The organism is Rhodococcus sp. 14-2496-1d, from assembly GCF_002259365.1.
Taxonomy (GTDB): domain Bacteria; phylum Actinomycetota; class Actinomycetes; order Mycobacteriales; family Mycobacteriaceae; genus Rhodococcoides.
Map to the genome: position 1 here is coordinate 1 of NZ_NPFV01000003.1, position 24,787 is coordinate 24,787.

A 24,787-nucleotide genomic window follows, 5' to 3' on the forward strand; every position below is an offset into this window, starting at 1 on the left:
GCGGAGTTGACCGCCCCGGAAGCTGCCGCTGCGTGGCAGTTGCTCGAGGAGATGGCCGACACCTTGTGCCCGAAAGATCCGCGCGGGAAGAAGGAACGCCTGTGTGATGCATTCATGGCCCGGATGCACGGTGAACCCCGCTTGGCATGCCTGTGCCGACGGGAGGACTGCCCCAAAGCGGGAGCAGCATTGCCCGATCGGCGGGTGCCGTTGACGATGGTCACCGTCGACATCGCCACCCTGATCGGGTTGCTCGCGAACCCGGCGTATCTGGCCGGGCACGGTTCGATCGATCCTGATCTCGCTCGGGAGTTGGCGCGCAGCAGTCAGTGGCAGATCCTGCTCACCGAAGCGGTCACCCTCGCCGAGAAACTCGGACTGGCCGTGCAGAACCCGGAAACCGGGGAATGGGAACGAACACCGAAAAAGCAGACGCAGGAACAGGACCCAGGGTCGGCAGCGACAGCGGACACGGGCACGGACGCCGACTCAGGGACAAACACCGCGTCGGGAACACGCGCTACCGAGACCCACAGCCGCACCGACAGCAACCCGGAACCCGAGTCCGAGTCCGAGACCGAGACCGAGACCGAGACCGAGACCGAGACCGAAACTTGCACGACCACATGTGCTCCCGTCGACGTCGACACCGATGCGACCACTGCCCCGGAGGTGGAACCGGCGAACGGATCCGTCACCGCTGCATCGCCGACACCCTCGCCATCTCCGACCAGCACGCCGGTAACGAACACGACCACCTCGCCCTCACTCTCACCTTCGCCCTCGCCCTCGCCCTCGCCCGCATCAGCACCACCGACAGCGGCGGGATCTGCGTCCGACCCGGAAACAGATCCCGACCGTGACTCAGATCCAGCAGTCGTGCATGCAGCATCGGCACGAGGTGCGGTCGGCACATCGAGTTCGACACCCGTCCCGACCGGAGAACCACCTCGAACACCGGATCCGGCACCTGCACCAACACCGATGCCGCCCAGCACTGCACCCGATCGAACCCGAACTCCTTCTGCTTCGGATCGACCCGAGCAACTCAGGACGGTCCCGCCGACACCTGGACTACCGCCGGCGACGAACAACGCAGCGACCACTCCAGGCGCAGACACATCCTCACCTGTACCCGACGGCGGCGACAACCAGCGACGGACGCAATCACTGACCTCCGCCGCAGCGCTGTTCTGTACCCACACTCCCGTCGGCCGGGGCACACGGCACAGCTCTGCCCTCGGTCTGCCCGCCAGCGACCCGGGCTCGACACTCCGGCCGAACCGAACCGTCCACAGAGCAGGCCACACACCCGGGGGCCTCTATCTCGGCAACGCCTCCCTTGCCGCCGCACTCGAAGCCGCCATCGCCGCAGACCCCACCCTCGGAAACTCGGTACCCCGCGACCCACTCACCGACCGCGCCCTGATCTACCGACCCGACGCCCTCACCACCGCAGCCGTCCGCCTTCGCGACAAACACTGCCGCTTCCCCGGCTGCCACCGCCCCGCCGCCCGCTGCCAACTCGACCACATCAACCCGTTCGACCACAGCAACCCCGTCGGCGGCGGCTGGACCACCGTCAACAATCTGCAGTGCCTCTGCGACTACCACCACGCCGTCAAGACCGCCGGCTACTGGAAAGCCGTCATGCTCCCCGGCGGAGCGATCCTGTGGACGTCGACATCGAAGACCACCCGAATCACCCTGCCCGCCAACGGCACCGCCGTCCCGATCCTCGGTAACGACCTCAGACCACACATCCCCACCCAACCGAGAAACTCCGGCATCATCGCCTACCCCCACCCACCCGACCACCGGAAGTCGGAATCACCGTCGGACAGTCAGGACACCGAAACCCCGCCCTTCTGAAGATCGAACTTTCGTGAAGGCCTTGGGGACCCGTGCCGGCGCTCGCCTCGAGGTCAGGAACCCGAACCCACGTGCACGAACACGATGAACCGTCGGCCCCTGGCCGAACGACGACATCGGTCCGTGCGGCCTGCAGAATGGTCGGCGCTCGTCGACCGGCATACTCGAGAAATGAGCAATTCACGTGCAAGAGCTCGCCCCCGGGCACTGTCGTTGCACGGCCGCATCAGAGTGTTGACGATGAGCGTGGCAGCACTGGCAGTCGCAGTGAGTGCTCTCGCGATCTATCTCGTCGCAGAACAGGCCCTCCGCTCACAGATCGTGGACCGCGTCGAACGCAACAGCGACGCTCTCATTGCCAGCGCCGCATCCGGCGTTCCGGCGGGTCTCTTCGGCTTCGGTATAGAAGACACCGAAGGCACCGCGGTGAAAGCAGCGCTGGTGACGCCCGACGGCACGTTGGTGACGTCGACGACTGGCACCGAGCCCTTCACCAATTCCGACGGAGTTCTGGACGACGCGGAGAAATCTGTCGTGGACGGCACCGTCGAGCAATCGCTGCGCGAGGTACGAGGCTATTACCTGTCGGCAGCACGCACCGGCTCCGGCGGAACGATCATGGTGGCCGAATCGCTCAATGAAGCGTCACCCTTGCTGGCCAAGCTCACACTCGCACTCGTCATCGTCGGAGCATTTCTCGTCGCGCTTGCCGGCGTCGCCGGTGCAGCCGTGGCCCGTACCGGCCTCAGGCCGGTACGCCGACTTCGCGCGGGCACCGAACGTGTGGCCCGGACCGGGGACTTCGAGCCCATCGATGTCAACGGTGACGACGAACTGGCTTCACTGGCCAACAGCTTCAACGAGATGTTGGCGTCCCTGTCTCGTTCGCGAGCACGACAGGGGCAACTGATCGTCGACGCAGGAGCGGAACTGATGGAGCCCCTGACGGCACTGCGTACGAACATCGACCTACTGATGTCGCTCGACGGGCCCGACGCACCGTCGATGTCCGAACACCAGCAGGACCGACTGCGCGTCGAGGTCATCGCTCAGATGGACGTCATCATCGGATTGGTACACGATCTCGTCGATCACGCCAGGGAGCCCGCGCCGACACCCCAGTGAGGACCTTCGAGTGGATCAGGACGAGAGCCGCACCCCGGTGAGCTGTTCGGACACCTCCCAGAGTCGGCGTGCATCGTCCATGCTGCGCATCGGCTTCCACATGCCGACCTCGGTCGGTGGCCCGCCGATGACTCGTTTCGGGCCGAAGAACTGATCCCCACCCGCGGCTCCACCCGCGGCTGCAACCAATCCCGGCCGTGCTGCACTGTCCACCGTGCCCGCGATGCCGACGCGGGCAAGAACGCCGATCAATCGTCTTCCTGCCGAATCTTTCGGGCGCCCCAATTCCGGTTGTGCCGCAAGCAGATTGGTCGGCGAAACTCCGGGGTGAGCGATGTTGCTGGTGATTCCCCAGCCGCCGGCCCTGCTGCGCGCCTCGAGTTCGCGTGCGAACAGAGCCACCGCGAGCTTCGATTGACCGTAGGCCTTCATGACGTCGTAGGAACGCTCCCAGTTGAGATCGTCCCAATTGATGGTCGCCGACCGTGCCGCAATGCTCGTCTGATAGGTGACTCTCGCATCACCTTTGCGCAGCAGCGGCAACAGACCGAGGGTGAGCGCGAAGTGGCCGAGGTGATTGGTGCCGAACTGCAGCTCGAAACCATCCTGGGTGACCTGGCGTGCAGGTGGCTGCATGACACCGGCGTTGTTGACGAGTATGTCGATCGCCCGTCCATCGGATGAGAAATCGTTCACCAGAGCGGAAACGGATTCCAACGACGACAGATCCAGCGCCCGAGTGGCGACCTTCGCTCCCGGCACGGCGGCTCGGATCGATTCGGCGGCCCGCTCCCCCTTGGTGGCCGAGCGCACCGGCATCACGACCTCGGCACCGGAGCGGGCGAGCTGCGTGGCGATGACCGTTCCGATCCCGTCGCTCGCTCCCGTGACGACGGCCACCTTGCCCGTCAGATCGCGAAGGGATGTGTGTGCTGTTCGGCTCATGACAAGCTCCTGTGTCGGTGTTGATCGTGTGGATTCGACCTGCAGAACCCATGTTCGACGATTGCCGCGGGCTCATCCAGGACTTGCCGATCCACTGATACGACCGCCACCGTCGAATCGCGTCAGGACAGAACCTGAGTTCCCACCACCGCGAGCAGTTCCAATTTGGCGTAGCTCTCGCTGCCGGGCACTGCCGTGTACACCAGCAGTCGATGCGCCTGCTCGGGGTCCAGCAGTGTCTGGCAGTTCAGTTGCAGCAGGCCGACCGTCGGGTGCAGAAACCGCTTCGACTCGGGTGGGTGAACTCCCACTTCGCGCTTCGCCCACAGGGTTCGAAACTCCTCGCTGACCTCGAGCAATTCTGCGGACAGGTGCGCAGCTCTCGAGTCGGGTCCGCGAAGAGTGACGATCTCGCGCAGCCCCGACGCGTACACCCGAGACAGCACCGCACGCTCTTCGGGCGGGTACGACTGCCGGGCCTCGGGGTCGGTGAACCATCGGTATCCCAGGCTCCGGTTCGGCCCGGTGCGCAGCGACGCATCACCTGTCAGTGCCGCACCCAGCGGCGTCTGACGCAGCGTCTCTCCGATTTCGGACACGATCTCGGCGGGCGTGTCGTTCAGGCGGTCCAGAATTCGGAGCATTCCCGGGCTGACGTGCTCGCTCGACGAACCGCGGGCGGGAGGATTGTGCCCGGCCAATCGAAACACGTGATCACGCTCACCGAGCGACAGATGCAGTCCCTGCGCGATCGAGGCGATCATCTGCGCCGACGGAGCGGGTCCGGTAGCCCGTTCGAGTCGTGCGTAGTAGTCGGTCGACATGTGGCACAGCTCGGCCACCTCTTCGCGGCGTAGGCCCTGGGTCCGTCTGCGCTGCCCTCGCGGCAGCCCGACGTCCTCGGGTTGCAGAGATTCGCGCCTCTGCCGGAGAAACACTGCCAATTCCGATCGATCGATCACCGCGGAGCCCCTTCCGGTCGAACGCGGTTGCCTCTGCCGCAATTGTGCCCTCTCCGCGATGGCTATTGTTCAACGATGAGCGCTCCCCTGACCATCGTCACCGGTGGAAGTCGCGGAATCGGTGCCGCCGTATCCCGACGGCTGGTGGCCGACGGGCACGATGTGGTGATCGGCTATCGCTCCGACGCCGCCGCCGCTGAAGGGTTGGCCGCCGAGCTGTCGGCATCCGGCCGAACCGTGATCGCCGTACGCGCCGACACCACCGACGAGCAGGCGGTGATCGATCTGTTCGGCGCCGCCGGCGAGATCGGAGCTGTCACCGGTCTGGTCAACAACGCCGGTTCGGCACGCGCAGTCGGGCTGCTGGTCGACAACGACATCGAGACCATCAGAGCAGACCTCGACGTCAACCTGGTCGGTGTGCTCACCTGCTGCAAGTACGCGATCGCGGCGATGGTCGAATCGGGTGGCTCGATCGTCAACATCTCCTCAGCTGCCGCGACTCTGGGCAGCCCCGGCATGTACGTCCACTACGCGGCGGCCAAGGCCGCCGTCGACACGCTGACAGTCGGTCTGGCGAAAGAAGTTGCTGCGCAGAACATTCGCGTCAACGCGGTGGCACCGGGCATCATCGAGACCGACTTCCATCGCGATCGACAGCGACCACAGAAGATGGCGTCGAGCATTCCCCTCGGCCGCCCCGGTGCGCCGGACGAGATCGCCGGAGCCGTGTCCTGGTTGCTCTCCGATGATGCGCGATACGCGACCGGAACCGTCGTCAGGGTGGCCGGCGGAATGTGAGTACTTCGGTCGTGACTACCGAGGGGCGATGCGATGCAGCTCCACGTTCGTCAGCGCACCGCCCTCGGCTGTGGCGGTCATGTACGTACAGAACGGTTGGCGGCGCCGATCCGTCGGTGAACCGGGGTTGAGCAGCCGAAGACCGTTGTCCGCGAACGTGTCCCACGGGATGTGACTGTGCCCGAACACGAGCACGTCCGTCTCCGGGTACGCCGCGGCCATGCGTCGTTCACGTCCCGTCGCAGCTCCGGTCTCGTGGATCACGGTGAACCGAACCCCGCCGAGCACGACGTCGGCGCGTTCGGGCATCAGCGCGCGCAACTCGTCACCGTCGTTGTTCCCCCAGCACGCGACCAGACGACGCGACCGCCGTGACAGCTCCTCGAACGATGCGAGGTCCACCCAATCACCGGCATGGATCACGACATCCGCGTCGTCGACGGCCGCCCACACCTCGTCGGGCAGGTCGCGTGCACGCTTCGGGAGATGAGTGTCGGCGATCAGCAGCAACTTCACCCGTCGATTGTGCACGTCGCCCTTCATCGGAAGTCCCTCGATCTGGACGCAACTCGGAGATCCATCAGTTGCAGATGATCGGCAACCACGGTCACCGCACCCTCGGCGTTCTGTACCTTGCCGCGAATCAGCAACGCCGGAGCCGTGATTGCCAGCTTGCGGTACTTGGCCCACAACCCGACCGAGCACACCACGTTGACCATGCCGGTCTCGTCCTCGAGGTTGATGAACGTGACGCCTCCGGCCGTGGCCGGCCGCTGGCGATGCGTCACCGCACCGCCGACGAGCACTCTGTCTCCGTCGGGGATCTGCAGCAGTCGATTCGCGGGAACCACGCCGAGCGAATCGAGCCGATCTCGAAAGAACTGGGTGGGATAGGAATCCGGTGACACACCGGTTGCCCAGACGTCGGCCGACGCCAGATCGAGGTCCGTCATGCCGGGTAACGCAGGCGCTTTCGTCGACGCTCCGATGCCGGGGAGCAGACCGGGCCGCTCCCCCGCCACCGCACCCGCAGCCCACAGTGCCTCTCGACGGGTGATGCCGAAACACCCGAGTGCGCCTGCCGTGGCCAGCGCTTCCGCCTGCGCCACCGACAGTTCGACGCGTCCCGTCAGGTCAAGGAACGAGGTGTACGGCCCATGTGCGTCTCGCGCGTCGACGATCTTCTGAGCCAGAGCAGTACCGATGAACTTCACGTCCGCCAACCCCATCCGAATCTCGAGCCCGTTTCCCTCCAGGTTCGCATGACCGAGACTGGCATTGACGTCGGCACCGTGGACCAGCACGCCGTGTCGCCTGGCGTCGGCGACCAGAGATTGCGGTGAATAGAAACCCATCGGCTGGGCGCGCAGCAGTCCGGCACAGAACGCCGCCGGGTGATGCAGCTTGAACCAGGAGGAGTAGAACACCAGTGAGGCGAAGCTCTGCGAATGGCTCTCGGGGAAGCCGAAATTGGCGAAGGCCGACAGCTTCTCGTAGATTCGGTCGGCAGCTGTACCGGTGATGCCGTGCAGGTCGCGCATCCCGTCGTAGAACCGTCCCCTCAGCAGTTCCATCTTCTCCGGTGACCGTTTCGATCCCATGGCACGGCGTAGTTGATCGGCGTCGGCGGCACTGAAACCCGCAACATCGATGGCCATCTGCATCAGCTGTTCCTGGAACAGCGGCACACCGAGTGTTCGATCGAGCGCCTTCTTCAGCGACGGATGCTCGAAGATCACCGGCTCGAGTCCGTTGCGGCGCTTGATGTACGGGTGCACCGAACCACCCTGGATCGGACCGGGACGGATCAGCGCGACCTCGACCACCAGATCGTAGAAGTTGCGCGGCTTCAGACGCGGCAGAGTGGCCATCTGCGCGCGGGACTCGACCTGGAACACCCCCACCGAATCGGCTCGCTGGAGCATCTCGTACACCTCGGGCTCGGACAGATCGATCGAGGCGAGTTCGATGTCGATGCCCTTGTGCTCGGCGATCAGGTCCATCATGTAGTGCAGCGCCGAGAGCATACCGAGTCCGAGCATGTCGAACTTCACCAAACCCACTGCGGCACAGTCATCCTTGTCCCACTGGAGCACACTGCGGTTCTCCATCGTCGCCCATTCCACCGGGCAGACATCGGCGATCGGACGATCACAGATCACCATGCCGCCGGAGTGAATGCCGAGGTGACGTGGGAAGCCCTCGATCTGACGGGCCAGGTCGAGAACGGAGTCGGGAATTCCGTCGCCGTCCTGATCACCGATTCCGGACCAGCGGGTGATCTGCTTGCTCCACGCGTCCTGTTGTCCCTGCGAAAAGCCGAGCGCACGCGCCATGTCTCGTACCGACGACTTGCCGCGGTAGGTGATGACGTTGGCCACCTGGGCGGCATGGGTGCGGCCGTACTTGGCGTAGACGTGCTGGATCGCCTCTTCTCGACGATCGGATTCGATGTCGATGTCGATGTCGGGCGGCCCGTCGCGCTCGGGTGCGAGGAACCGCTCGAACAGCAGCTTGTTCGCCACCGGATCGACGTTGGTGATGCCGATCGCGAAGCAGACAGCCGAGTTGGCCGCCGAACCCCTTCCCTGACAGAGGATGTCGTGAGTCTTGCAGAAGTGGACGATGTCGTGGACCACCAGGAAGTAGCCGGGGAATTCGAGCCTCTCGATGATGTCGAGCTCGTACTCGAGCTGCGAATAGGCGGCCGGGTTCGCCGACTGCGAGCCGTACCGACGGGTGGCTCCCTCCAACGTGAGTCGACGCAGATAGCTGATCTCGGTGTATCCGTCGGGCACATCGAACGGTGGCAGGCGCGGCGCGATCAGCTTCAGATCGAACGAACACTCACGACCGAGCTCGACGGCACCGCGCACCGCGCCCGGATAGTGACGGAACAGTTCGGCCATTTCCGCCCCGGACCGTAGATGTCCACCGCCGGTCGGTGCCAACCAACCGGCAGCCTCGTCCAAGCTGCTCCGTGCGCGCACAGCCGCCATCGCCATGGCCAATCTCCTGCTACGCGGCCCGGCGTAGTGCGCGGCCGTGGTGGCGATCGTCGGAAGGCCGTACCGCTGCGCCAGAGTCGCGAGTGCGTCGTTGCGCTCGTCGTCGTCTGCGACGCCGTGCCGGGTGAGTTCGACGGTGACACGATCGGATCCGAACCGGTCGACGAGTGTGCGCAGCGCGGCCTCTGCTGCCTCCGGACCACCACGCGAGAGCGCCTGGCGAACATGCCCCTTCCGACAACCGGTGAGAATCTGCCAGTGACCGCCCGCCGATTCGGTGAGTTCGTCGATGTCGTACTGCGGCTTACCTTTGACCCCGCCCGCCAGGTGCGCAGCGGCGATCCGACGCGAGAGCCGGCGATACCCCTCCTGTCCGCGAGCGAGCACCAGTAGGTGGGTGCCGTCGGGATCGGTCTCTCCGGCTCGGGATCGATGGGTGTCCAACGAGAGTTCGGCACCGAACACGGTTCCGATACCGAGAGCTCTGGCTGCCTCGGCGAACCGCACGACCCCGTAGAAACCGTCGTGGTCGGTGATGGCGATGGACTCGAGGCCGAGGCGTACCGCTTCCTCGACCATCTCCTCGGGCTGCGAGGCACCGTCGAGAAAACTGAACGCCGAGTGCGCGTGCAATTCCGCGTAGGGAGTCACCGACAGAGTGGGCTTGTCGATGGTGCGGTCGTAGACGTCCCTCTTTCGTGACCACGCCGGGCTGTCACCTCCGTCACCCTCGGCCACGGGCTTCGGGCGTCCGGACAGGACTCGTTCCATCTCCGACCACGTGGGTGGTCCGTCGTTCCATCCCATCGAGACCACCTTCCCTCACGTCGCCACCTCATCGAACACTTGTTCTAATGAGAACACGGGGGTCCGACACGGATCAACTAGAGTCGAATCGCCACTGACCCTTTTTCGCCGAATCCCTTTCACAGAGCCGGAGCACAGACGTGACGCGTTGGGCCTCGTTCGTCGTATCGCACAAACGATGGGCACTCGCAGTTGTCGTCGCCGTCGTCGCCGTCGGCGGAATCTTCGGACTCGGCGTCTTCTCGAAACTGAGCGAGGGCGGCTACGCCGACGCAGGCAGCGAATCGTCCGAGGTCGCACGGCTGGTGCAGGGCATAGGCCAACCGACCCCCGACATCGTCGCGATCTACACCGCCCCCGAGGGCCGGTCGATCGACGACATCGGACCACAGGTGCAAGCGACGCTCGACGAGTTCAGCAGTCGATACACCCTCGGCAACGTCGCCTCGTACTGGAGCGCAGACCCGATCAGCAAGGAATTCCTGGTCTCCAAGGACCGAACCAAGGCGTTGGCCACGGTGTACCTCGGCGCGAACTCGGGCGTCACGTTCAACACCTTCGGCGAGCTTCCACCACAGCTCGAAGTGCCCGGCATCGAATCTCAGTTCGCCGGCGCGACGGTGGTGGGAGTCTCGCTCAGCGAAACCCTCGAACGCGACCTGATCCGCTCCGAGATCATCGCTGTTCCCATCACACTGCTGCTGCTGATCTTCATCTTCGGCGGCGTGATCGCCGCAGCGGTTCCGGTCTTCGTCGGCATTCTGAGCGTGCTCAGTTCCCTGGCCATCCTGCGGGTGCTCACCGAGTTCACCGAAGTCAGCTCGTTCTCGATCAACGTCGCGTCGTTGCTGGGATTGGGCCTGGCCATCGACTACGGACTGTTCATCGTCAGCAGGTTCCGCGAGGAACTGCGCGGTGGATCGACGCCGATCGACGCGACAATCCGCACCGTCGCCACCGCAGGCAAGACCGTCGTCTTCTCCGGACTGCTGCTGATCTGCGCATTCGCCGGGATGCTCGTCTTCCCGCAGGCAGTGATCCGATCTCTCGGGTTCGGGGCCATGGCCGCAGTGGCGAGTGCAGCCGTCCTGTCACTGACCGCGGTTCCCGCCCTGCTCGCCATTCTCGGTACCCGCATCAACTCCTGGACGTGGTCGCGCACAGCGTCCGACCGAGGCGATGCACGCGCACACAAGTTCTGGGGCGGCGTCGTCACCCGCGTCATGAAGCATCCGGGCATCGTCGCTGCCGTCATCGTCGCCGGCTTGCTGATCATCGCCACCCCGATCCTGAAGGTATCGCTCGGAGAGGTCGACTACACGGCGCTGCCGAAGGACAACCCTGCGCGCATGGCGTTCGAGACTCTCGGCTCCGACTTCGAATCCACCGGCGAGGGCGCAACCGTGGTTCTGCGCGGCCTGGACGGCGTCAAGCCTCAGGGCGCACCGATTGCGGCGCTCACCTCCGCCGTGGAATCCACGCCCGGTATCGCCCGAGCCGAATTCCTGGGCTCGAAGGACGATTTCGTGACGCTGCAGGCGTCCTACAGCGAACCGACCGGCGGGCTGAGCGAGGCCGAATCCCAATCCGACGCAGTGGCGGCGCTGCGCGCGATCACTCCTCCGGACGGTACCGAGATCCTCGTCGGCGGCGGACGAGCCAACGTCGACGACGGCAATGCGGCGATCGCGAAGTGGCTACCGGTGATGATCACGATCATGGTCGTCTCGACGCTGGTGTTGTTGTTCCTCGCATTCGGATCGATCGTGTTGCCGATCAAGGCGGTCCTGATGGCCGGACTGAGCCTGGCCGCCACCTTCGGCGCACTCACGTGGGTGTTCCAGGAAGGCCACGGAGCCGGCCTGCTCGGCGTCACCCCCGGTCCGCTCGAATCGACGTTCGTTGTTCTCATTCTCGCGGTCATCTTCGGCTTGTCGACCGACTACGAGGTGTTCCTGATGTCGCGCATGGTGGAGGCTCGCGCGGCTGGAGCGAGCACCGAGGAAGCGGTGATCTTCGGCGCTCAACGCACCGGACGCATCGTGACCGCGGCGGCGCTGATACTGATCGTCGTCACCGGGGCCTTCACCGTCTCGGGTCTGTCGATCATGAGGTTCCTCGGCGTCGGAGTCATCCTGGCGCTGATCATCGACGCCACCATCATCCGGATGTTGCTGGTTCCGTCCCTGGTCAAACTCATGGGCGAGGCGAACTGGTGGGCACCGGCCTGGATGAAGAAAGTGCACGAAAAAGCAGGTATCGGGCACTAGCACCGGAACTTACCTTGGAGTAAGGTCGGCTCGCATGGCGAACTACATCGTAACCGGCGGTACCGGGTTTCTCGGGAAGAACGTCCTGCCCCGATTGCTCGAACGTGATGCGCTCGCCGCGATCCACGTGCTGGTGCGTCCGGGATCGGTGGCCCGTCTCGAGCGATTGGCACAGCACCTCGACGGCGGCGACCGAATTCACCCGCTGGTCGGCGATCTCACCGAGCCGGAGCTCGGACTCCGAGACGTGCCTGCCGACATCGACCACATCCTCCATCTCGGAGCCGTATACGACCTGACCGCAGGCGACGAGCAAGCCCCGACCAACGTCGCCGGAACTGCCTCGGTGATCGGCCTCGCCGAGAAGACCGGGGCCCGCCTGCACCACATCTCGTCGATCGCCGTTGCGGGCGACTATCGAGGAACGTTCTCCGAGAACGACTTCGACCTCGGCCAGAATTTTCCGACTGCCTATCACCGCACCAAGTTCGAGTCCGAGAAGTTGGTCCGCGACAGCGCTGCGGACTGGCGGGTGTATCGGCCTGCCGCGATCATCGGGCACTCGGAGACCGGTGCCATCGACAAGGTGGACGGACCGTACTTCTTCTTCCCGTTCTTCGCGGAGCTGGCCAAGCTGCCCTCCGTCGTACCGATCACGGTGCCGAAGATGGGCGCTACCAACCTGGTTCCGGTCGACTACGTCGCCAACGCCATCGTCGAGCTCGTGCATCGAAACACCGCTCCCGGCAGCGTGTTCCATCTGGTCAATCCGACGCCTCAGTCGATGGCAGAGGTCTACGCCGCGTTCTCGTCGGCAGCGGGATCTCGCGCGCGAATTGTCGACGTGCCAGGAGCGCTGGTCGCTCCCGTGGTCTCCCCCAAGTCCAGGGCCGTGCGCAAGCAACGCGACGCCGCCCTTCGTGATCTCGGAGTACCTCCGGTGATGCTCGAACACCTGACTCTGCCCACCGTGTTCGAGTCGGCATCGACACAGAAAGCGTTGCAGGGCAGCTCGATCACGCCTCCACCGCTGCGGACGTACGCCGATCGAGTGTGGACTCACTGGCGGGAGAACTTCGATCCCAAGCGCAACCGCCGAAACGACCCACGCGGGCCGCTGTTCGGCCGTCACATCGTCATCACCGGTGGCTCGTCCGGAATCGGTCGTGCCAGCGCCGAAGCAGCTGCCCGCAAGGGTGCGGTGGTCATTCTGCTCGCGCGCGGTCAGGATCAACTCGACGAGGTGGTCGAGCACATCCGCGAATCGGGCGGCACCGCCTACGGTTACTCGTGCGACGTCACCGACAGCGAATCGGTGGATCAGACCGTGAAAACCGTTCTGAGCGAACACGATCACGTCGACATGCTGGTGAACAGCGCCGGACGATCCATCCGCCGCGCACTCTATCGATCCACCGATCGATTGCACGACTACGAGCGCACCATGGCCGTCAACTACTTCGGGGCGATCCGTTTGGTGCTGACACTGTTGCCACACATGCGTGAACGTCAGTTCGGGCACGTGGTCAACATCTCCAGCGCTGCGGTCCTCGGACACCCGCCTCGGTTCTCGGCCTACGTGGCCAGCAAGGCCGCGCTCGACGGCTTCACCGATGTGGCTGCCGCAGAGACACTCTCGGATGGAATCACCTACACCACCATTCACATGCCCCTGGTGGACACACCGATGATCACCCCGACGGGAGACAAGAACGTCGGTCCGGTGTTCTCACCGGAGAAGGCTGCCGCGATCGTCATTCGCGCACTGAGCGACAAGCCGAAGCGAATCGACACTCCACTGGGAACACTCGGGCAATTCGGTGCCATGTTCGCCCCCAAGGGCAAAGACCGCACGATGCATCAGCACTACCGAAAATTTCCCGAATCCGCGGCAGCCAAGGGTGAAACGCCGGTCACGATCGAGGACGGGAAGGTGCCCTATCGGGTGCGTCCCTACGATCCGAAGGCTCCGAGCGCACGCATCGGCAAGGTGATCCGACGCGTCGGAAGACTGGTCCCCGGCACCAGTTGGTGACCGGCAGAACTCAGCGCAACAGAGCCTTTGCCCACACCCGCAGAAATCCCTGACTCAGGTACGTCAGAGTGCCGATGGCGAGTGTCCATTTGACGGTGCTGACCACGGTGGTGGCGCGGACGACGGTGTCGGCGATCCGTTCTCGGTTGTCGACCAACACCAGTCCGACGACGTTCTCGATGTAGTCCCCGGCGGCGGAGGCAACGGGAGCGACGGCCAATGCCGTCGTCACTGCGGGGCTCAGCTGAGTCTTCTCCGCCAGGCTCCTCGCGCCTGCACGCAGCGCGACGGCATAGATCGCGGGATGTACGAAGTCGGGCAGATAGTGGCTGCGGAACCGAGCGATCTCGGTCTCGTCCATGCTCGCCAGGATCTGCCAGTAACGCTGGGCGGACCACGCCGTCTGTACGGCAAGCACTTTCGGAGCTGCGGGGCCGAGCAGTCGGGCGATATTGGCCTGGGATACGACGAACAGCGCCGACCAGCCCAGCATTCTGCGATCGAGCACGCTCAGAGACATGCACGGATCCTAGTTCGTCAGAAACGGCAGAACTGCTGCCTCGAACGCCGAGTATCCGTCGCGATGGATGCTGTGCCCGGTGCGGAACGCCTCGACGCGGCAGGTCGGAATCTCGGCGACCATCGCGGCCAGCCGGTCCGGATCGACCATGCCGCCCGGACCTCCTCGAAGCACCAGCGTCGGAGCCGTGATGTCGGCCAACGACGCCCACCACTGCGGATTCGGTCGACGGAACTGCTCGAGAGCAGTGGTGGTCATCGAGCGATCGAAGGCGAGTACCGCGCGGGGGTGCAGAACGACGCTGGTCGCTGCGTGCCAGAGTTCGGTCACCGACGGCATCCTGCCGGTCAGCGTCGGCGGAGCGTCCCCCGGCCGAATCGGTATCGGAAGCTCCTCGAGGACCAGACGGCGGACGAGCTGCGGGCGACGCTGCGCGACGAGCGAGACCGCGTATCCGCCCAGGGAATGCCCGACGAGATCGACTTCGTCGAGCTCGAGGTGGTCGATCAACGCCATCAGGTCTGCCCCGAAGGAATTGAATTCGTACGTGGACGTGTGCGCACTCTTGCCGTGTCCGCGCAGATCGACGGTGATCACTCGGCTGCCCTGTGCGGTGAGTGCACGGGTGAACCGATCCCAGGTTGTGCTGTCGCCGCCCATTCCGTGCACCAGCATCACCGGTACCGAATCCGAGTTGGCGTGCCCCAGCGGGGTGAACGAGCGATACGCGATGTCGACACCATCGAGGTCGACCGTCTCCGACATCATCTGCATTCTCTCGACGGTAGCGGTGCCGCTATTCGTAGATTCCTTCCACCCGCCACCGACCCTCGTCGAACACCAGCAGCAAGGCCCTTTCGTCGTCGAGCACCACCTGGGCTCGCGCCGTCGGACCCGTCGCCGCGTGGCCACTGTCCCACCATCGCTCGTCCACCGGCCACGGCCCGGCCAGACCCGTCAGTTCCCATTCCTTGGTGCCCCAGCGCAATCGCGACGGCGGTGCATCGAACACACCACGATCGGTGACGCCGATTCCGGTTCCCGACCGATTCATCAGCGTCACCGTCGGACGTGTCTCGATCACTGCCGCCGGAGCAGGCTCCGGGAGCCGTCCCGGCCAGGGATCCGACGGATCGGACATCGGCACCAGTTCGTCGCCGAGTGGACGCAGGGTGATCCGTTCGGCCGGCCCGCGGCCGCCGCTGAGCACACCACCGAGCACCGATTCGCCGCCGAGCAGACCCTGCACACGCACCAAGGCCCGACGCGCCCTCTCGTCCTCGTCCCCGACACTGCCCCACAAACCCAGCTGCAGCTCACCGGCGGCCACCACTTCGATGGGTTCGAGCCGTAGCACGGTGATCGCGGACGTCGGCTTGTTCTCGCTGCGCCCGGTGATCCAGCCGTCGAGCTGCCAGCGCACGCGGTCGGCTGTTCCCTCCGGCGTCAACGGCTCGGCGCAGCGCCATATCCGCGACAGATTCTCGCCGTTACCGGTACTGGCGTGCACCAGCAGACGAGTGCACGCAACGGCAGCGGCAGCGAGCTTGGTGTGCAACTGCTCGGCCAACCCGCGCCCGGCGAACGCAGCTGCGTCGACCCGATCGATCGGCGGATCGCACAGGTACTCCACATCCAGGTCCGGCGGCAGAGCCCTGGCCGACGGCGGACGTTCGGGCTCACCTCGAGCACTGCGATGCGCCAACACGGCATCGGTACCGAAGCGCGACGCGACATCCCCGGGAGACAGGGCCGCGAAGTCGCCGATCGTTCGTAGACCCAAGCGTCGCAACAGATCCACCAGCTCACCGCGATCGGCCGCGGACATGCTCGGTTCGGCCGAGAGTTCTGCCACCGGCAACGGTGCGAGAAAGCCTGCACCCCCGCCGCGCGGCACCACCTGCGCATACCGCGCGGCGACGACCGCGGTGGACAGCTCGTCGGCGATACCGATCTGACATTCCACACCGGCAGCCGACGCTTCGTCGATCAACCGTTCCGCGGCCCGATGTTCGGTACCGAAATACCGTCCGACGCCGCGAGCAGAGAGAACCAGCAAGCCCGGTCGCAGCACTTCGACTCCCGGCGCGATGGCGGCGACGGCCGAGACCACGGGCTCGAACAATCGCGCATCACGATCGGTATCGGCGAGAGCGACGTGCACATCCGGGCACCGCGCCTGCGCTTCCCGACGGCGCAGGCCGCGCTTGATACCCGACGCCCGTGCCGTCGCCGAGCACGCGACGACCCGATTGGCCGAGGTGACGACCACCGGATGCGTCGCAGGGAGATCGGCCTGAGCAGCTGCTGCAACAGCGGGCCAATCGGGACACCACAGTGCAAGAACACGGCTGGAACGATCGATGCTCATGTCGAGACCGCGATCGACAACGGATTCTGTTCGCGCTCCTCGGCATGCCACTCGATGCGGCCGTTCTCCGAACGCAGGTCGAGTCGAACGGTGCGGGGCCGCATCGCCTTGCCGCGAGCGCACACCGACAATCGGACGCCGCGTAGTCGGCCGCGGCCCAGCTCCAGGCCCGTGCCGAGGCCGTCGTATCCGTGCACCGATGCGTCCAGTCGTAGCTCTGCCCCGTCCCAGTGCCCATCGGTCACCAGCAGCGTCGCCCCCTTGCTCCGCGCTCTGGCCACCACGGCCCTGGCCCGAGTGGGCGAGACCGACAGACCGCCGAGACCGAGTACCACGAGATCGACACCGTCGAGCAGAATGGCCGCCACTTCCACCGGGTCGGGACCGGGATCGGGAATCAGAGCCAGCTTGCTCAGTTGTGCACCCATTTCCACCGCGGCCAGAATTCCGAAACGAGGCTGCCCGATGACGGCGACATGCCCGCCGGCACCGGTCACCGCGGCCACCAACCCGATCAGGAGCGAGCCGGCACCGGAAACCGAGGCCACCGTTCCACGTACCAGTCCACCGTGCGGCAGCACCTCGATCAGCGCGGACGGCACCGGAAGAACGGGCCGCTGACGGGTCGGACGCGGTGTCGACGGTTCCGGGTGCACCGGCTCGACGGGGTCCGAATTCTCGATACGCACCGATGCCGTTTCGCCCCGAGAAGGCACGGCGGCCATCCGGCTACGCAGCAACGCCACACGCTCCGGCAGCGACAACCCGTCGAGCACATCCGGCGTGACGGAAGCTCCCGATACAGTCATGTCACTCCCCTTCGCGGCGTAGAAAATCGAGCCGAAACTTCGGTGTCCGACGAACGCGGGAAGTGGCGTATTCGAACACAATTTCGATCTGCACTCAGTAAAGCCGCTCGGACGGCAACTCGTCAAGGTGATGCCGAAGCCCCTGGTAGATGCCTCCGTCGCTCGGCTGCGGGCACGTCCAGCCATCGTCAACTAACCTGTGGGCGTGACGGATCAGCAGCGTGTTCGACGGGGCGTCGGGCCCGACTACCTCCTGGCAGGCAGATACCGCCTGGCCGGCAAACTCGGCGGTGGAGGCATGGGCGCGGTATGGCTCGCCACCGACACACTTCTGCACCGCCAGGTGGCCGTCAAGCAGGTCACGTCCACCACTCGGTTGACCCCGGAGCAGGCCGTGGAAGTACGTAACCGGGCCATGCGCGAGGGTCGCATCGCAGCCCGACTCTCCAGTCCCCACGCCATCGCGATGCACGACGTCGCTCTCGTCGACGGTGAGCCGTGGTTGGTCATGGAATACCTGTCATCGCGCAGTCTCGCGCAGGCACTCGGCACCACCGATTCGCTACCACCGTTCGAGGTAGCTCAGATCGGCGCGCAGATCGCCGACGCCCTGACCGAAGCGCACGAGGCCGGGATCGTGCACCGAGACATCAAGCCGGGCAACATTCTGATCGCCGATCGCGGTAAGGATCTGGGCATCGTCAAGATCAGCGACTTCGGCATCTCCCGCGCCAAGGGAGACGTCGAAGCAGCCGACGACAGCGTGATCACCGGCACCCCGGCATATTTCGCACCCGAGGTCGCACGCGGACAGGATCCCACCGCGGCCAGCGACGTGTTCTCCCTCGGCGCAACGCTGTACACGGCCATCGAAGGCAAACCGCCGTTCGACATCGATCACGATTCGATCGCACTGCTGCACCGAGTTGCCAAGGGGCAGATCATCGCTCCCACCCGCAGCGGCGATCTCACGGGCCCGTTGCTGCACATGCTCGAACCCGATCCTGCCCGACGCCCCACCATGGCGCAGGCTCGCGACGAGATGATCGTCGCCGCGATCAGCAAGCGCGGCAGCATAGCTCAGCTGCGCGGGGTGCCTCTGACGTCCGCGGACGGCGTGGTCCCGGCATGGGCGAGGCGCTCGACACCGGTCTCCGAATCTCGTCGTCCGTCGAGGGAGTTCGGAAGAACCATCGCGGGCCTGCCGGCCGTGCAACCCGGTGAGAGCCAAGCCAATCCGGTCCCGTCGACGTATTCGCCACCGCCGTTCGATCTACCGCGAAAGAAGAAGAACCCGATCGAGCACGTCCTGATGCGCATCGAGGACGTCGTCGGCGACCGAACGTCGATTCCATCTACCGCGATCCTCGCAGCACTCGTGCTCGCCATCGTGGTCGTTTTCGTTCTGGTGATCGCACTCCTGCTGTAGACGAACCCTCAACGCGACTCGTGCACGACGATCGCGATCTGAACCCTGTTGCTGCACGCCAATTTCGTCAGAATCCGCGAGACGTAGGTCTTCACGGTCGCGACACTCATGTACAACTCGGCACCGATCTCCGCATTGGACTTCCCCGACCCGACAGCACCCGCCACCTCGCGTTCGCGATCGGTCAGGGACTCGAGCAGGGCCCGCGCCCGCGCGGTGGCGGAGTCGTGCGATCGAGCGTCCTGCTCGCGCCAGTGGGCAACCAAGCGTCCGACGGCGGTCGGCGACAGCATCGATTCCCCGGTTCCGACGCGATGCACCGCGTCGACGATGTCCCGCGGCGGCGTGTCCTTGAGCAGGAATCCGTTCGCGCCGACCCGCAGTGCCCGCAGCAGGTACTCGTCGGTATCGAACGTGGTCAACACCACGATGGCAGCCGTGAACCCCTCCGCGCGAAGCATTTCGGTGGCCGCGAGCCCATCGAGGACCGGCATCCGCACGTCCATCAGAACCACGTCGGGAGACAACGCGTGCACTGCCTCGATGCCACTGCGACCGTCGGCCGCCTCACCGACCACCCTGATTCTAGGATCCGAGCTCAGGATCAGCGACAAGCCCGCGCGGACCAACGCGTCGTCGTCGACCAGCAACACCGTGAGTACATCGGGACCGTCGGCTACTTCGGGCACGGCAACCACGCTTCCAGACGGTAGACCACTCCGTCGCCGCGACGCGCGATTCCGTACTCGATTCGTCCGCCTGCCAATTCGACACGTTCGCTCAGACCGATCATTCCCGACCGCGAACCGGGTACTGCCGCGAAACCCTCTGTACCGAGACCGTTTTCGAGCCACACCCGAAGCTCATCACCGGCCGTCGTAAGCCCGCAGCGCACCGGCAGGCCGGGCGCATGCTTTCTGGCGTTGGTCAGACCTTCCTGGATCACCCGATGAACGGTGCGGGAAACAGAGGGCGTCAGCGTTGCGCCGGAAGGCAACTCGTCGACGAACGACACCCGAGTACCGGCCTTCTCCGAATCCTCGATCAGTTCGCCGATGTCCGCCACCCCCGGCTGTGGACGCGCCGAGGCCGCGACACCCGATCGGAGCACTCCCAATATCTCCCGCAGATCCTCCAGGGCACCGTGTGCACCGAGTCTGATGGTCGATGCGATCGCCTCGACCTCTTTCGCACCGACGTCCGGCCGCACCTCCAGCGCTCCGGCATGAAGACTGACCAACGAGATCCGATGTGCGAGAGCGTCGTGCATCTCGCGCGCGATCCGCTCGCGTTCGAGTCCCCGAACGGTCTCGGCGCGCAGATTCGATTCGTGTTCCGCTCGCTCTGCCCGCTCTCGTAGAGAATCGATCACCTCGCGGCGCGACTTGACGACGATGCCCCACGCGGCCGGGATACTCAGAAAGGCGAGACTGGCCATCGCGGTGTACGCAATCGACTGTTCGACCCACAGAATCGTCCAGATCATCGACGCCGCGAGATGCAGTACCACCACCGCGGTGGTGACCCGCCACGACTTTCGAGTAGCAACGGTGAAGACGGCCACCAACTCGGCACCACCGACAGCGTCGGTCAGGATCGTGCACACCGCCAGCGCTACCGCGATCTCGATCGGCCACCGGCGACGCCACCACAACGACACGGCACCGACAACGCCGACGAGGATCGAGACGACCGTTCGCGTGGTGGTCATCCCCTCGGTGCCTGCGGCCACCGACAGCACCAACAGCAGCGCGAACGCGATGGCGGCGACATCCCATGCGCGTTCCCGATGCCGTCGAAGCAGAGTTGTCATCGAACCGTCACGATCGAACCAGGGGACGCCAGTACTGGCTCGTCTTCTTGTCTCGCACCACGACGCCGAGTCGGTCCAGTTCCGTACGTAATTCACGCGCATCGGACGCGGCCTTCTTCTTCAGGGCCATCGCGCGGGCTTTGAGCACCGCGTTCACTTCCGGTGCCAGACCGGGAGTTTCGGGTACCCACAGGCGATAGAGATCGGCATAGGGATCGCCGGTCGCGACCGACCAACCTCGCTTCTCGAACGCCGCCTCGATGGCATCACGCTTCTCCTCGCTCGGCACCCGCACCAGCTGACGCGAGGCACCGTCGAGCAGAACCAGTTCCTTGCCGTCCACGAAGACTGTGCCGACCTCGGACTTCGAGATCGTGGCGGTCTCGCCTCTCTCGGTGATACGTACCTGCACCTCCGACACCGCCACCCGTGCAGTGTCGTAGAACGCGGCCGCCACCAGAGCCAGCCCGAGCAGTACTCCCAGCCCGATACAGACGTACCGCACCCACCACTGCGACCACGAAGCGATCAACTCCAGCGGACCCTGAAACGGTATCCAGGTGAGCGATGCTCCCCAGGAAGACACATAGGGCAGCCCGAACCCCAGTAGTCCCCCGATGATCACGGCACCGGCGATCAGGAAGAGCCGATCGCCGCGGGAGAACCACAGCACCGCCGGTGGCGTCTCCCCGAGCATCTTGTCGTCCATACCCTCACGGTATCGAGAGTGGGAGCAAGTACCCAGTCATCGAAAGTCGATACTTCTGCACCGACTTCCGAACGACCGCCGACCGTCGATCAGCCGAGAACGGGCATCACCAGTGTCGTCAGAGCGCCGTCGACCGCCGACCGCACCAGCATCGGACGGTCAGGAGCGGCGATATCGAGCATCAGGTCCGGTCCGACGGCCGATGCGACCGCAGCCTGCAGGACGGCCGCGTCGAAGAACACCGTCATGTCGGAACCGGTCACCCGAGCGGGGACCGCGACACCCTCGACCGTCAGGCCGTCCTGGCCGGCGTCGATCCGCAGCGTACCGCTGTCGAGAGGAACGAAATCTCGTTGCACCACAACCCTCGTCGCGGTCGGAGCCAGACCGTCGATGATCGTGCGCCAGTCGGGAAAGTCGCCGTCGACCAGATCCACAGTGTGCTGGACGCCTTCGGACTCGAACACCATCGCGTCGTCGGTTGCCGTCAGCACACAGTTTCCCGACGCGGGTAGCGTCCCGAGAGAGCCGACCGATGCGATACGGGACCAGGCTGCGCCGGGTGAGCTCTGTGCCACGAGGCTTCGGGTGGTGAGTCGATACCGATCCGTCGCGGTGAGGGTGACAGTGCCACCGTCCACCTCGACCAGCACACCCCGCAGCACCGGAAACTCCTCGCCCGTTCCGGCTGCAGACGCGACCTGCTCGACCGCAGACGCGAACTCGACGGCAGAAAGTGTTGCTGTGCAATATCTTTCGTCGAACAATCGGCGGATCGAGATCGCGGCCTCGGCGGCTGCCCGCGCGCGTGCGACGAGGTCGTCGACGTGCCGATCCACGATGTCGACCGCTGCAGCTCCGTCGCCGGCGAGTGCGGAGGCCACCTTGTCCAGTGGCATGCCGATGTCGCGCAACTGTCGAATGATGTTCGCTCTCTCGAACTGTGCACGGGAGTAGTAGCGATAGCCGGACTTGGCGTCGATGAAAGCCGGGACGAGCAACGCACAGTCGTCGTAGAACCGTAGAGCACTGGGGGTGAGTCCGCTCGCGCGAGCGAACGCACCGATGGTCAGGAATTCTTCCGCCGAATCAGTCATGGTGAAATCCTGAGGCTTCGGGTTGGTCGAAGGTCAAGCGTGATCCCGTGCCCGGATGTCGGGTGCCTAGTCGATTCGACGCTTGTGCGCCCATCGCGTGAGCGCATTCCTGTTGGACTGCTGAGTCTTTCGGAGAACGTTCGAGGCATGGGTCTCGACGGTCTTGACGGAGATGAACAGATCCTCGGCGATCTCACGATAGGTGTACCCGCGTGCCAACAACCGCAACACCTCCAGTTCACGGGGCGTCAGCGAATCCAGTTCCGGATCCAGCGGGGGCTCCGGGGCAGCGCTGCGACCGGTGAACGAGTCGAGGACGAACCCGGCCAGACGGGGGCTGAAGACGGCATCTCCCCCGGCGACGCGTCGAACACCGTCGGCGAGCTCCGAGCCGGAGATCGTCTTGGTGACGTACCCCCTCGCCCCGGCACGGATGACGGCGATGACGTCCTCGGCGGCGTCGGACACACTCAGGGCGAGACAGACCGGCCCCTCGGAGATGCGGTTCAACACCGCGACGCCGCCGCCGTCGGGCATGTGCACGTCGAGCAACACCACGTCCGGCTTCGTCGATTCGATGCCCGAGACCGCCTCGGAGACGCCTCCGGCTTCCCCGACGACGTCGATGTCCGCCTCGCGAGCGAGTTCGGCTCGCACACCGGAACGGAACACCGCGTGGTCGTCGACGAGGAAAACGCGGAAAGGTTCGGTCACGTCGACTGCTCCTGCTGGGTGGATTCGGAAGATTCGGTGGTGACGGAGGCTCCGTTGCGAGGCATGAAGATTCGCACTTCGGTTCCCTTGCCGACGGTCGACCGTACCTGCACCGTGCCACCGCGGCGCTCGATGCGTCCCCGAATGGACTTCGCCAGTCCCTGTCGATCCTCGGGTACCTCGGATTCGTCGAAGCCGGTACCGCGATCGCGGACGAAAACGCTGACCTGTTCCGGTTCGGTTTCGGCGAACAGATCGATATTGGTCTCACCGGAATGCTTGGCCGCGTTGACGAGCGCCTCTCGCGTGGCACCCAGCAGCGCGGTGAAGCTCTCACGGGACAGGCCCGACTCGATGTCGTCGGGCAGTAGGTGCACGTCGCCGACAGTGATGGGTCGAACCGTCGCTCCGTGCTGATCCTCGACCTCACCGGAGATGGTCTTGAGTGCGTCGGCCAAGCTGGAGTTGTCGGTGTCTCCGCCGTCGAACAGCCATTTGCGCAGTTCGCGCTCCTGCCCGCGCGCCAACCGCATCACCTCGTGCGGCTGATCGGACTGTTTCTGGATCAGGGCCAGTGTCTGGAGTACCGAATCGTGCAGGTGCGAGGCGATTTCCTCGCGCTCGTCGTTGCGGATGCGTGCAGACCGCTCGGCACCGAGCGCGCGCCAGGTGCGCAACCAGATGGGAACCGTCAACAGGCCGACGCCGACGAGAGTGACCACCACCGCCAGCAGTGACGAGCGCAGCGCGGCCAGATCGACGCGGGCGAGCACCACCACGGCGAGGCCGAGCACGATCAACGTCGCTCCGCCGACGACCCTCGCCCAACTCAACACGCTCGGATGCTTGGGCAGGCCGAGAGCAGTTCGTGGTCCCTCGGAATCGAACTCACGCCAGACCAGGGCTGCACCGATCACCACGACAATGACCGGCACGATGACCGATGCAGCGGTACCGCTGAGCAGCCAGGCGAGCCCGACGGCGAGGCCGAGACCGATGGCAGCCAACCCGAGCGCACGCTGGCGTTCGGCAGCACTCGGATGCGCAGTGTCCTCGCCCGCGGGCGTGAACATCCAGATCAATCCGTATGCGGCGATTCCGGCACCGGCGGATGCGGCGAGCAGCGCGAACGCCACCCGAACCTTGAACACGTCGACGCCGAGATGGTCGGCGAGCCCGCCTGCCACGCCGCCGACGATGCGTCCGCCGCCGCGGCGTTGGTAGGGGGCAGGAGCGGAGCCTGCAGAAGCGACAGGAAAAGCAGGAGCGGAGCCTGCAGGAGCAATGGGGGGAACGGGGGCGATGGGCACGGCTGACGTGGTGTGGGTGGCCGTCGCGTCGCCTGCCGGGGACGGTGTGTTCCTGGCGGCGTCGACGGGTGGATTGTCGACAGGGTGCACGCCTTCGATCCTGGCACGGATGCGGTGGTGGTCGCATCAGGGTTCGCCCTGATGTTTTTCGTGGCCTCGTCGAGGTGGGCCCGATGTCGGGGACGAAGAT

General features: G+C 65.2%; 19 protein-coding genes and 1 pseudogene. 6 read left to right on the top strand and 14 right to left on the bottom strand.

The features are described 5' to 3' along the window. Both CH296_RS00805 and CH296_RS00810 read left to right on the top strand, forming a co-directional pair. Window positions 1-1,872 (top strand): annotated as a pseudogene (locus tag CH296_RS00805) (hypothetical protein); the annotation flags it as partial. A gap of 171 nt (window positions 1,873-2,043) precedes the next feature. Further along, window positions 2,044-2,997, top strand: a complete 954-nt coding sequence (locus tag CH296_RS00810) for a HAMP domain-containing protein (protein ID WP_094683798.1) — start codon at window positions 2,044-2,046, stop codon at window positions 2,995-2,997. Between the two features lie 15 nt (window positions 2,998-3,012). Here CH296_RS00810 and CH296_RS00815 read toward each other — a convergent pair whose 3' ends face one another. Next, complete coding sequence (locus CH296_RS00815; protein WP_094683799.1) at window positions 3,013-3,942, bottom strand: SDR family oxidoreductase; 930 nt, start codon at window positions 3,940-3,942, stop codon at window positions 3,013-3,015. 122 nt (window positions 3,943-4,064) lie between these two features. Further along, on the bottom strand, window positions 4,065-4,904 hold the full coding sequence (locus CH296_RS00820) for a helix-turn-helix transcriptional regulator (RefSeq protein ID WP_032397483.1): 840 nt from the start codon (window positions 4,902-4,904) through the stop codon (window positions 4,065-4,067). Between the two features lie 75 nt (window positions 4,905-4,979). Here CH296_RS00820 and CH296_RS00825 point away from each other — a divergent pair, with 75 nt between their 5' ends. After that, on the top strand, window positions 4,980-5,705 hold the full coding sequence (locus CH296_RS00825; protein WP_094629812.1) for an SDR family NAD(P)-dependent oxidoreductase: 726 nt from the start codon (window positions 4,980-4,982) through the stop codon (window positions 5,703-5,705). Window positions 5,706-5,720: 15 nt separating this feature from the next. On the opposite strand, the gene CH296_RS00830 is transcribed toward CH296_RS00825, so the two are convergent. Both CH296_RS00830 and CH296_RS00835 read right to left on the bottom strand, forming a co-directional pair. Next, entirely contained in the window at window positions 5,721-6,221 is a 501-nt protein-coding gene (locus tag CH296_RS00830; RefSeq protein WP_094683863.1) for a metallophosphoesterase, read from the bottom strand. 23 nt (window positions 6,222-6,244) lie between these two features. Continuing rightward, entirely contained in the window at window positions 6,245-9,520 is a 3,276-nt protein-coding gene (locus tag CH296_RS00835; protein ID WP_094683864.1) for an error-prone DNA polymerase, read from the bottom strand. Between the two features lie 140 nt (window positions 9,521-9,660). Here CH296_RS00835 and CH296_RS00840 point away from each other — a divergent pair, with 140 nt between their 5' ends. Both CH296_RS00840 and CH296_RS00845 read left to right on the top strand, forming a co-directional pair. Continuing rightward, the gene (locus tag CH296_RS00840; RefSeq protein WP_094658288.1) at window positions 9,661-11,790 is read left to right on the top strand and encodes an MMPL family transporter; all 2,130 of its coding nucleotides are present in this window, start codon (window positions 9,661-9,663) and stop codon (window positions 11,788-11,790) included. A gap of 34 nt (window positions 11,791-11,824) precedes the next feature. Continuing rightward, window positions 11,825-13,825 carry an SDR family oxidoreductase gene (locus tag CH296_RS00845; protein ID WP_094683800.1) on the top strand — a complete coding sequence of 667 codons (2,001 nt, stop codon included), beginning with the start codon at window positions 11,825-11,827 and terminating at the stop codon, window positions 13,823-13,825. Window positions 13,826-13,835: 10 nt separating this feature from the next. Here CH296_RS00845 and CH296_RS00850 read toward each other — a convergent pair whose 3' ends face one another. The 4 genes from CH296_RS00850 to CH296_RS00865 are packed head-to-tail and all read right to left on the bottom strand — an operon-like array spanning window position 13,836 to window position 17,525. Continuing rightward, complete coding sequence (locus CH296_RS00850) at window positions 13,836-14,345, bottom strand: hypothetical protein (RefSeq protein WP_094683801.1); 510 nt, start codon at window positions 14,343-14,345, stop codon at window positions 13,836-13,838. A 9-nt stretch (window positions 14,346-14,354) separates the two neighbouring features. Then, on the bottom strand, window positions 14,355-15,119 hold the full coding sequence (locus CH296_RS00855; protein ID WP_373557262.1) for an alpha/beta fold hydrolase: 765 nt from the start codon (window positions 15,117-15,119) through the stop codon (window positions 14,355-14,357). A 22-nt stretch (window positions 15,120-15,141) separates the two neighbouring features. Continuing rightward, window positions 15,142-16,716 (bottom strand): DNA polymerase Y family protein, encoded by a 1,575-nt coding sequence (locus CH296_RS00860; RefSeq protein ID WP_094629814.1) that lies wholly within the window; start codon window positions 16,714-16,716, stop codon window positions 15,142-15,144. After that, a complete protein-coding gene (locus tag CH296_RS00865) occupies window positions 16,713-17,525 on the bottom strand; it encodes a hypothetical protein (RefSeq protein WP_179277596.1) in 813 nt (270 codons plus the stop codon). Before CH296_RS00865 ends, CH296_RS00860 begins: the two co-directional genes overlap by 4 nt. Before the next feature lie 205 nt (window positions 17,526-17,730). On the opposite strand from CH296_RS00865, the gene CH296_RS00870 reads away from it, so the two are divergent. Continuing rightward, window positions 17,731-18,954 carry a serine/threonine-protein kinase gene (locus CH296_RS00870; RefSeq protein ID WP_254924055.1) on the top strand — a complete coding sequence of 408 codons (1,224 nt, stop codon included), beginning with the start codon at window positions 17,731-17,733 and terminating at the stop codon, window positions 18,952-18,954. 8 nt (window positions 18,955-18,962) lie between these two features. On the opposite strand, the gene CH296_RS00875 is transcribed toward CH296_RS00870, so the two are convergent. The 6 genes from CH296_RS00875 to CH296_RS00900 all read right to left on the bottom strand — a co-directional run bounded on the left by CH296_RS00875 (window position 18,963) and on the right by CH296_RS00900 (window position 24,573). Then, window positions 18,963-19,652: a response regulator gene (locus tag CH296_RS00875; RefSeq protein ID WP_373557263.1), complete on the bottom strand. Its 690-nt coding sequence runs from the start codon at window positions 19,650-19,652 to the stop codon at window positions 18,963-18,965. Continuing rightward, complete coding sequence (locus CH296_RS00880; RefSeq protein ID WP_179277597.1) at window positions 19,631-20,767, bottom strand: sensor histidine kinase; 1,137 nt, start codon at window positions 20,765-20,767, stop codon at window positions 19,631-19,633. The genes CH296_RS00875 and CH296_RS00880 overlap by 22 nt, the downstream gene beginning before the upstream one ends. Before the next feature lie 7 nt (window positions 20,768-20,774). Beyond that, window positions 20,775-21,476 carry a hypothetical protein gene (locus CH296_RS00885; protein ID WP_256980287.1) on the bottom strand — a complete coding sequence of 234 codons (702 nt, stop codon included), beginning with the start codon at window positions 21,474-21,476 and terminating at the stop codon, window positions 20,775-20,777. An 89-nt stretch (window positions 21,477-21,565) separates the two neighbouring features. Then, a complete protein-coding gene (locus tag CH296_RS00890; RefSeq protein ID WP_094683803.1) occupies window positions 21,566-22,573 on the bottom strand; it encodes a MerR family transcriptional regulator in 1,008 nt (335 codons plus the stop codon). Window positions 22,574-22,639: 66 nt separating this feature from the next. Then, a complete protein-coding gene (locus CH296_RS00895; protein WP_032397495.1) occupies window positions 22,640-23,287 on the bottom strand; it encodes a response regulator transcription factor in 648 nt (215 codons plus the stop codon). After that, window positions 23,284-24,573, bottom strand: coding sequence for a sensor histidine kinase (locus CH296_RS00900; RefSeq protein ID WP_373557266.1), 1,290 nt, complete (start codon window positions 24,571-24,573; stop codon window positions 23,284-23,286). The genes CH296_RS00895 and CH296_RS00900 overlap by 4 nt, the downstream gene beginning before the upstream one ends. Window positions 24,574-24,787 lie beyond the last annotated feature (214 nt).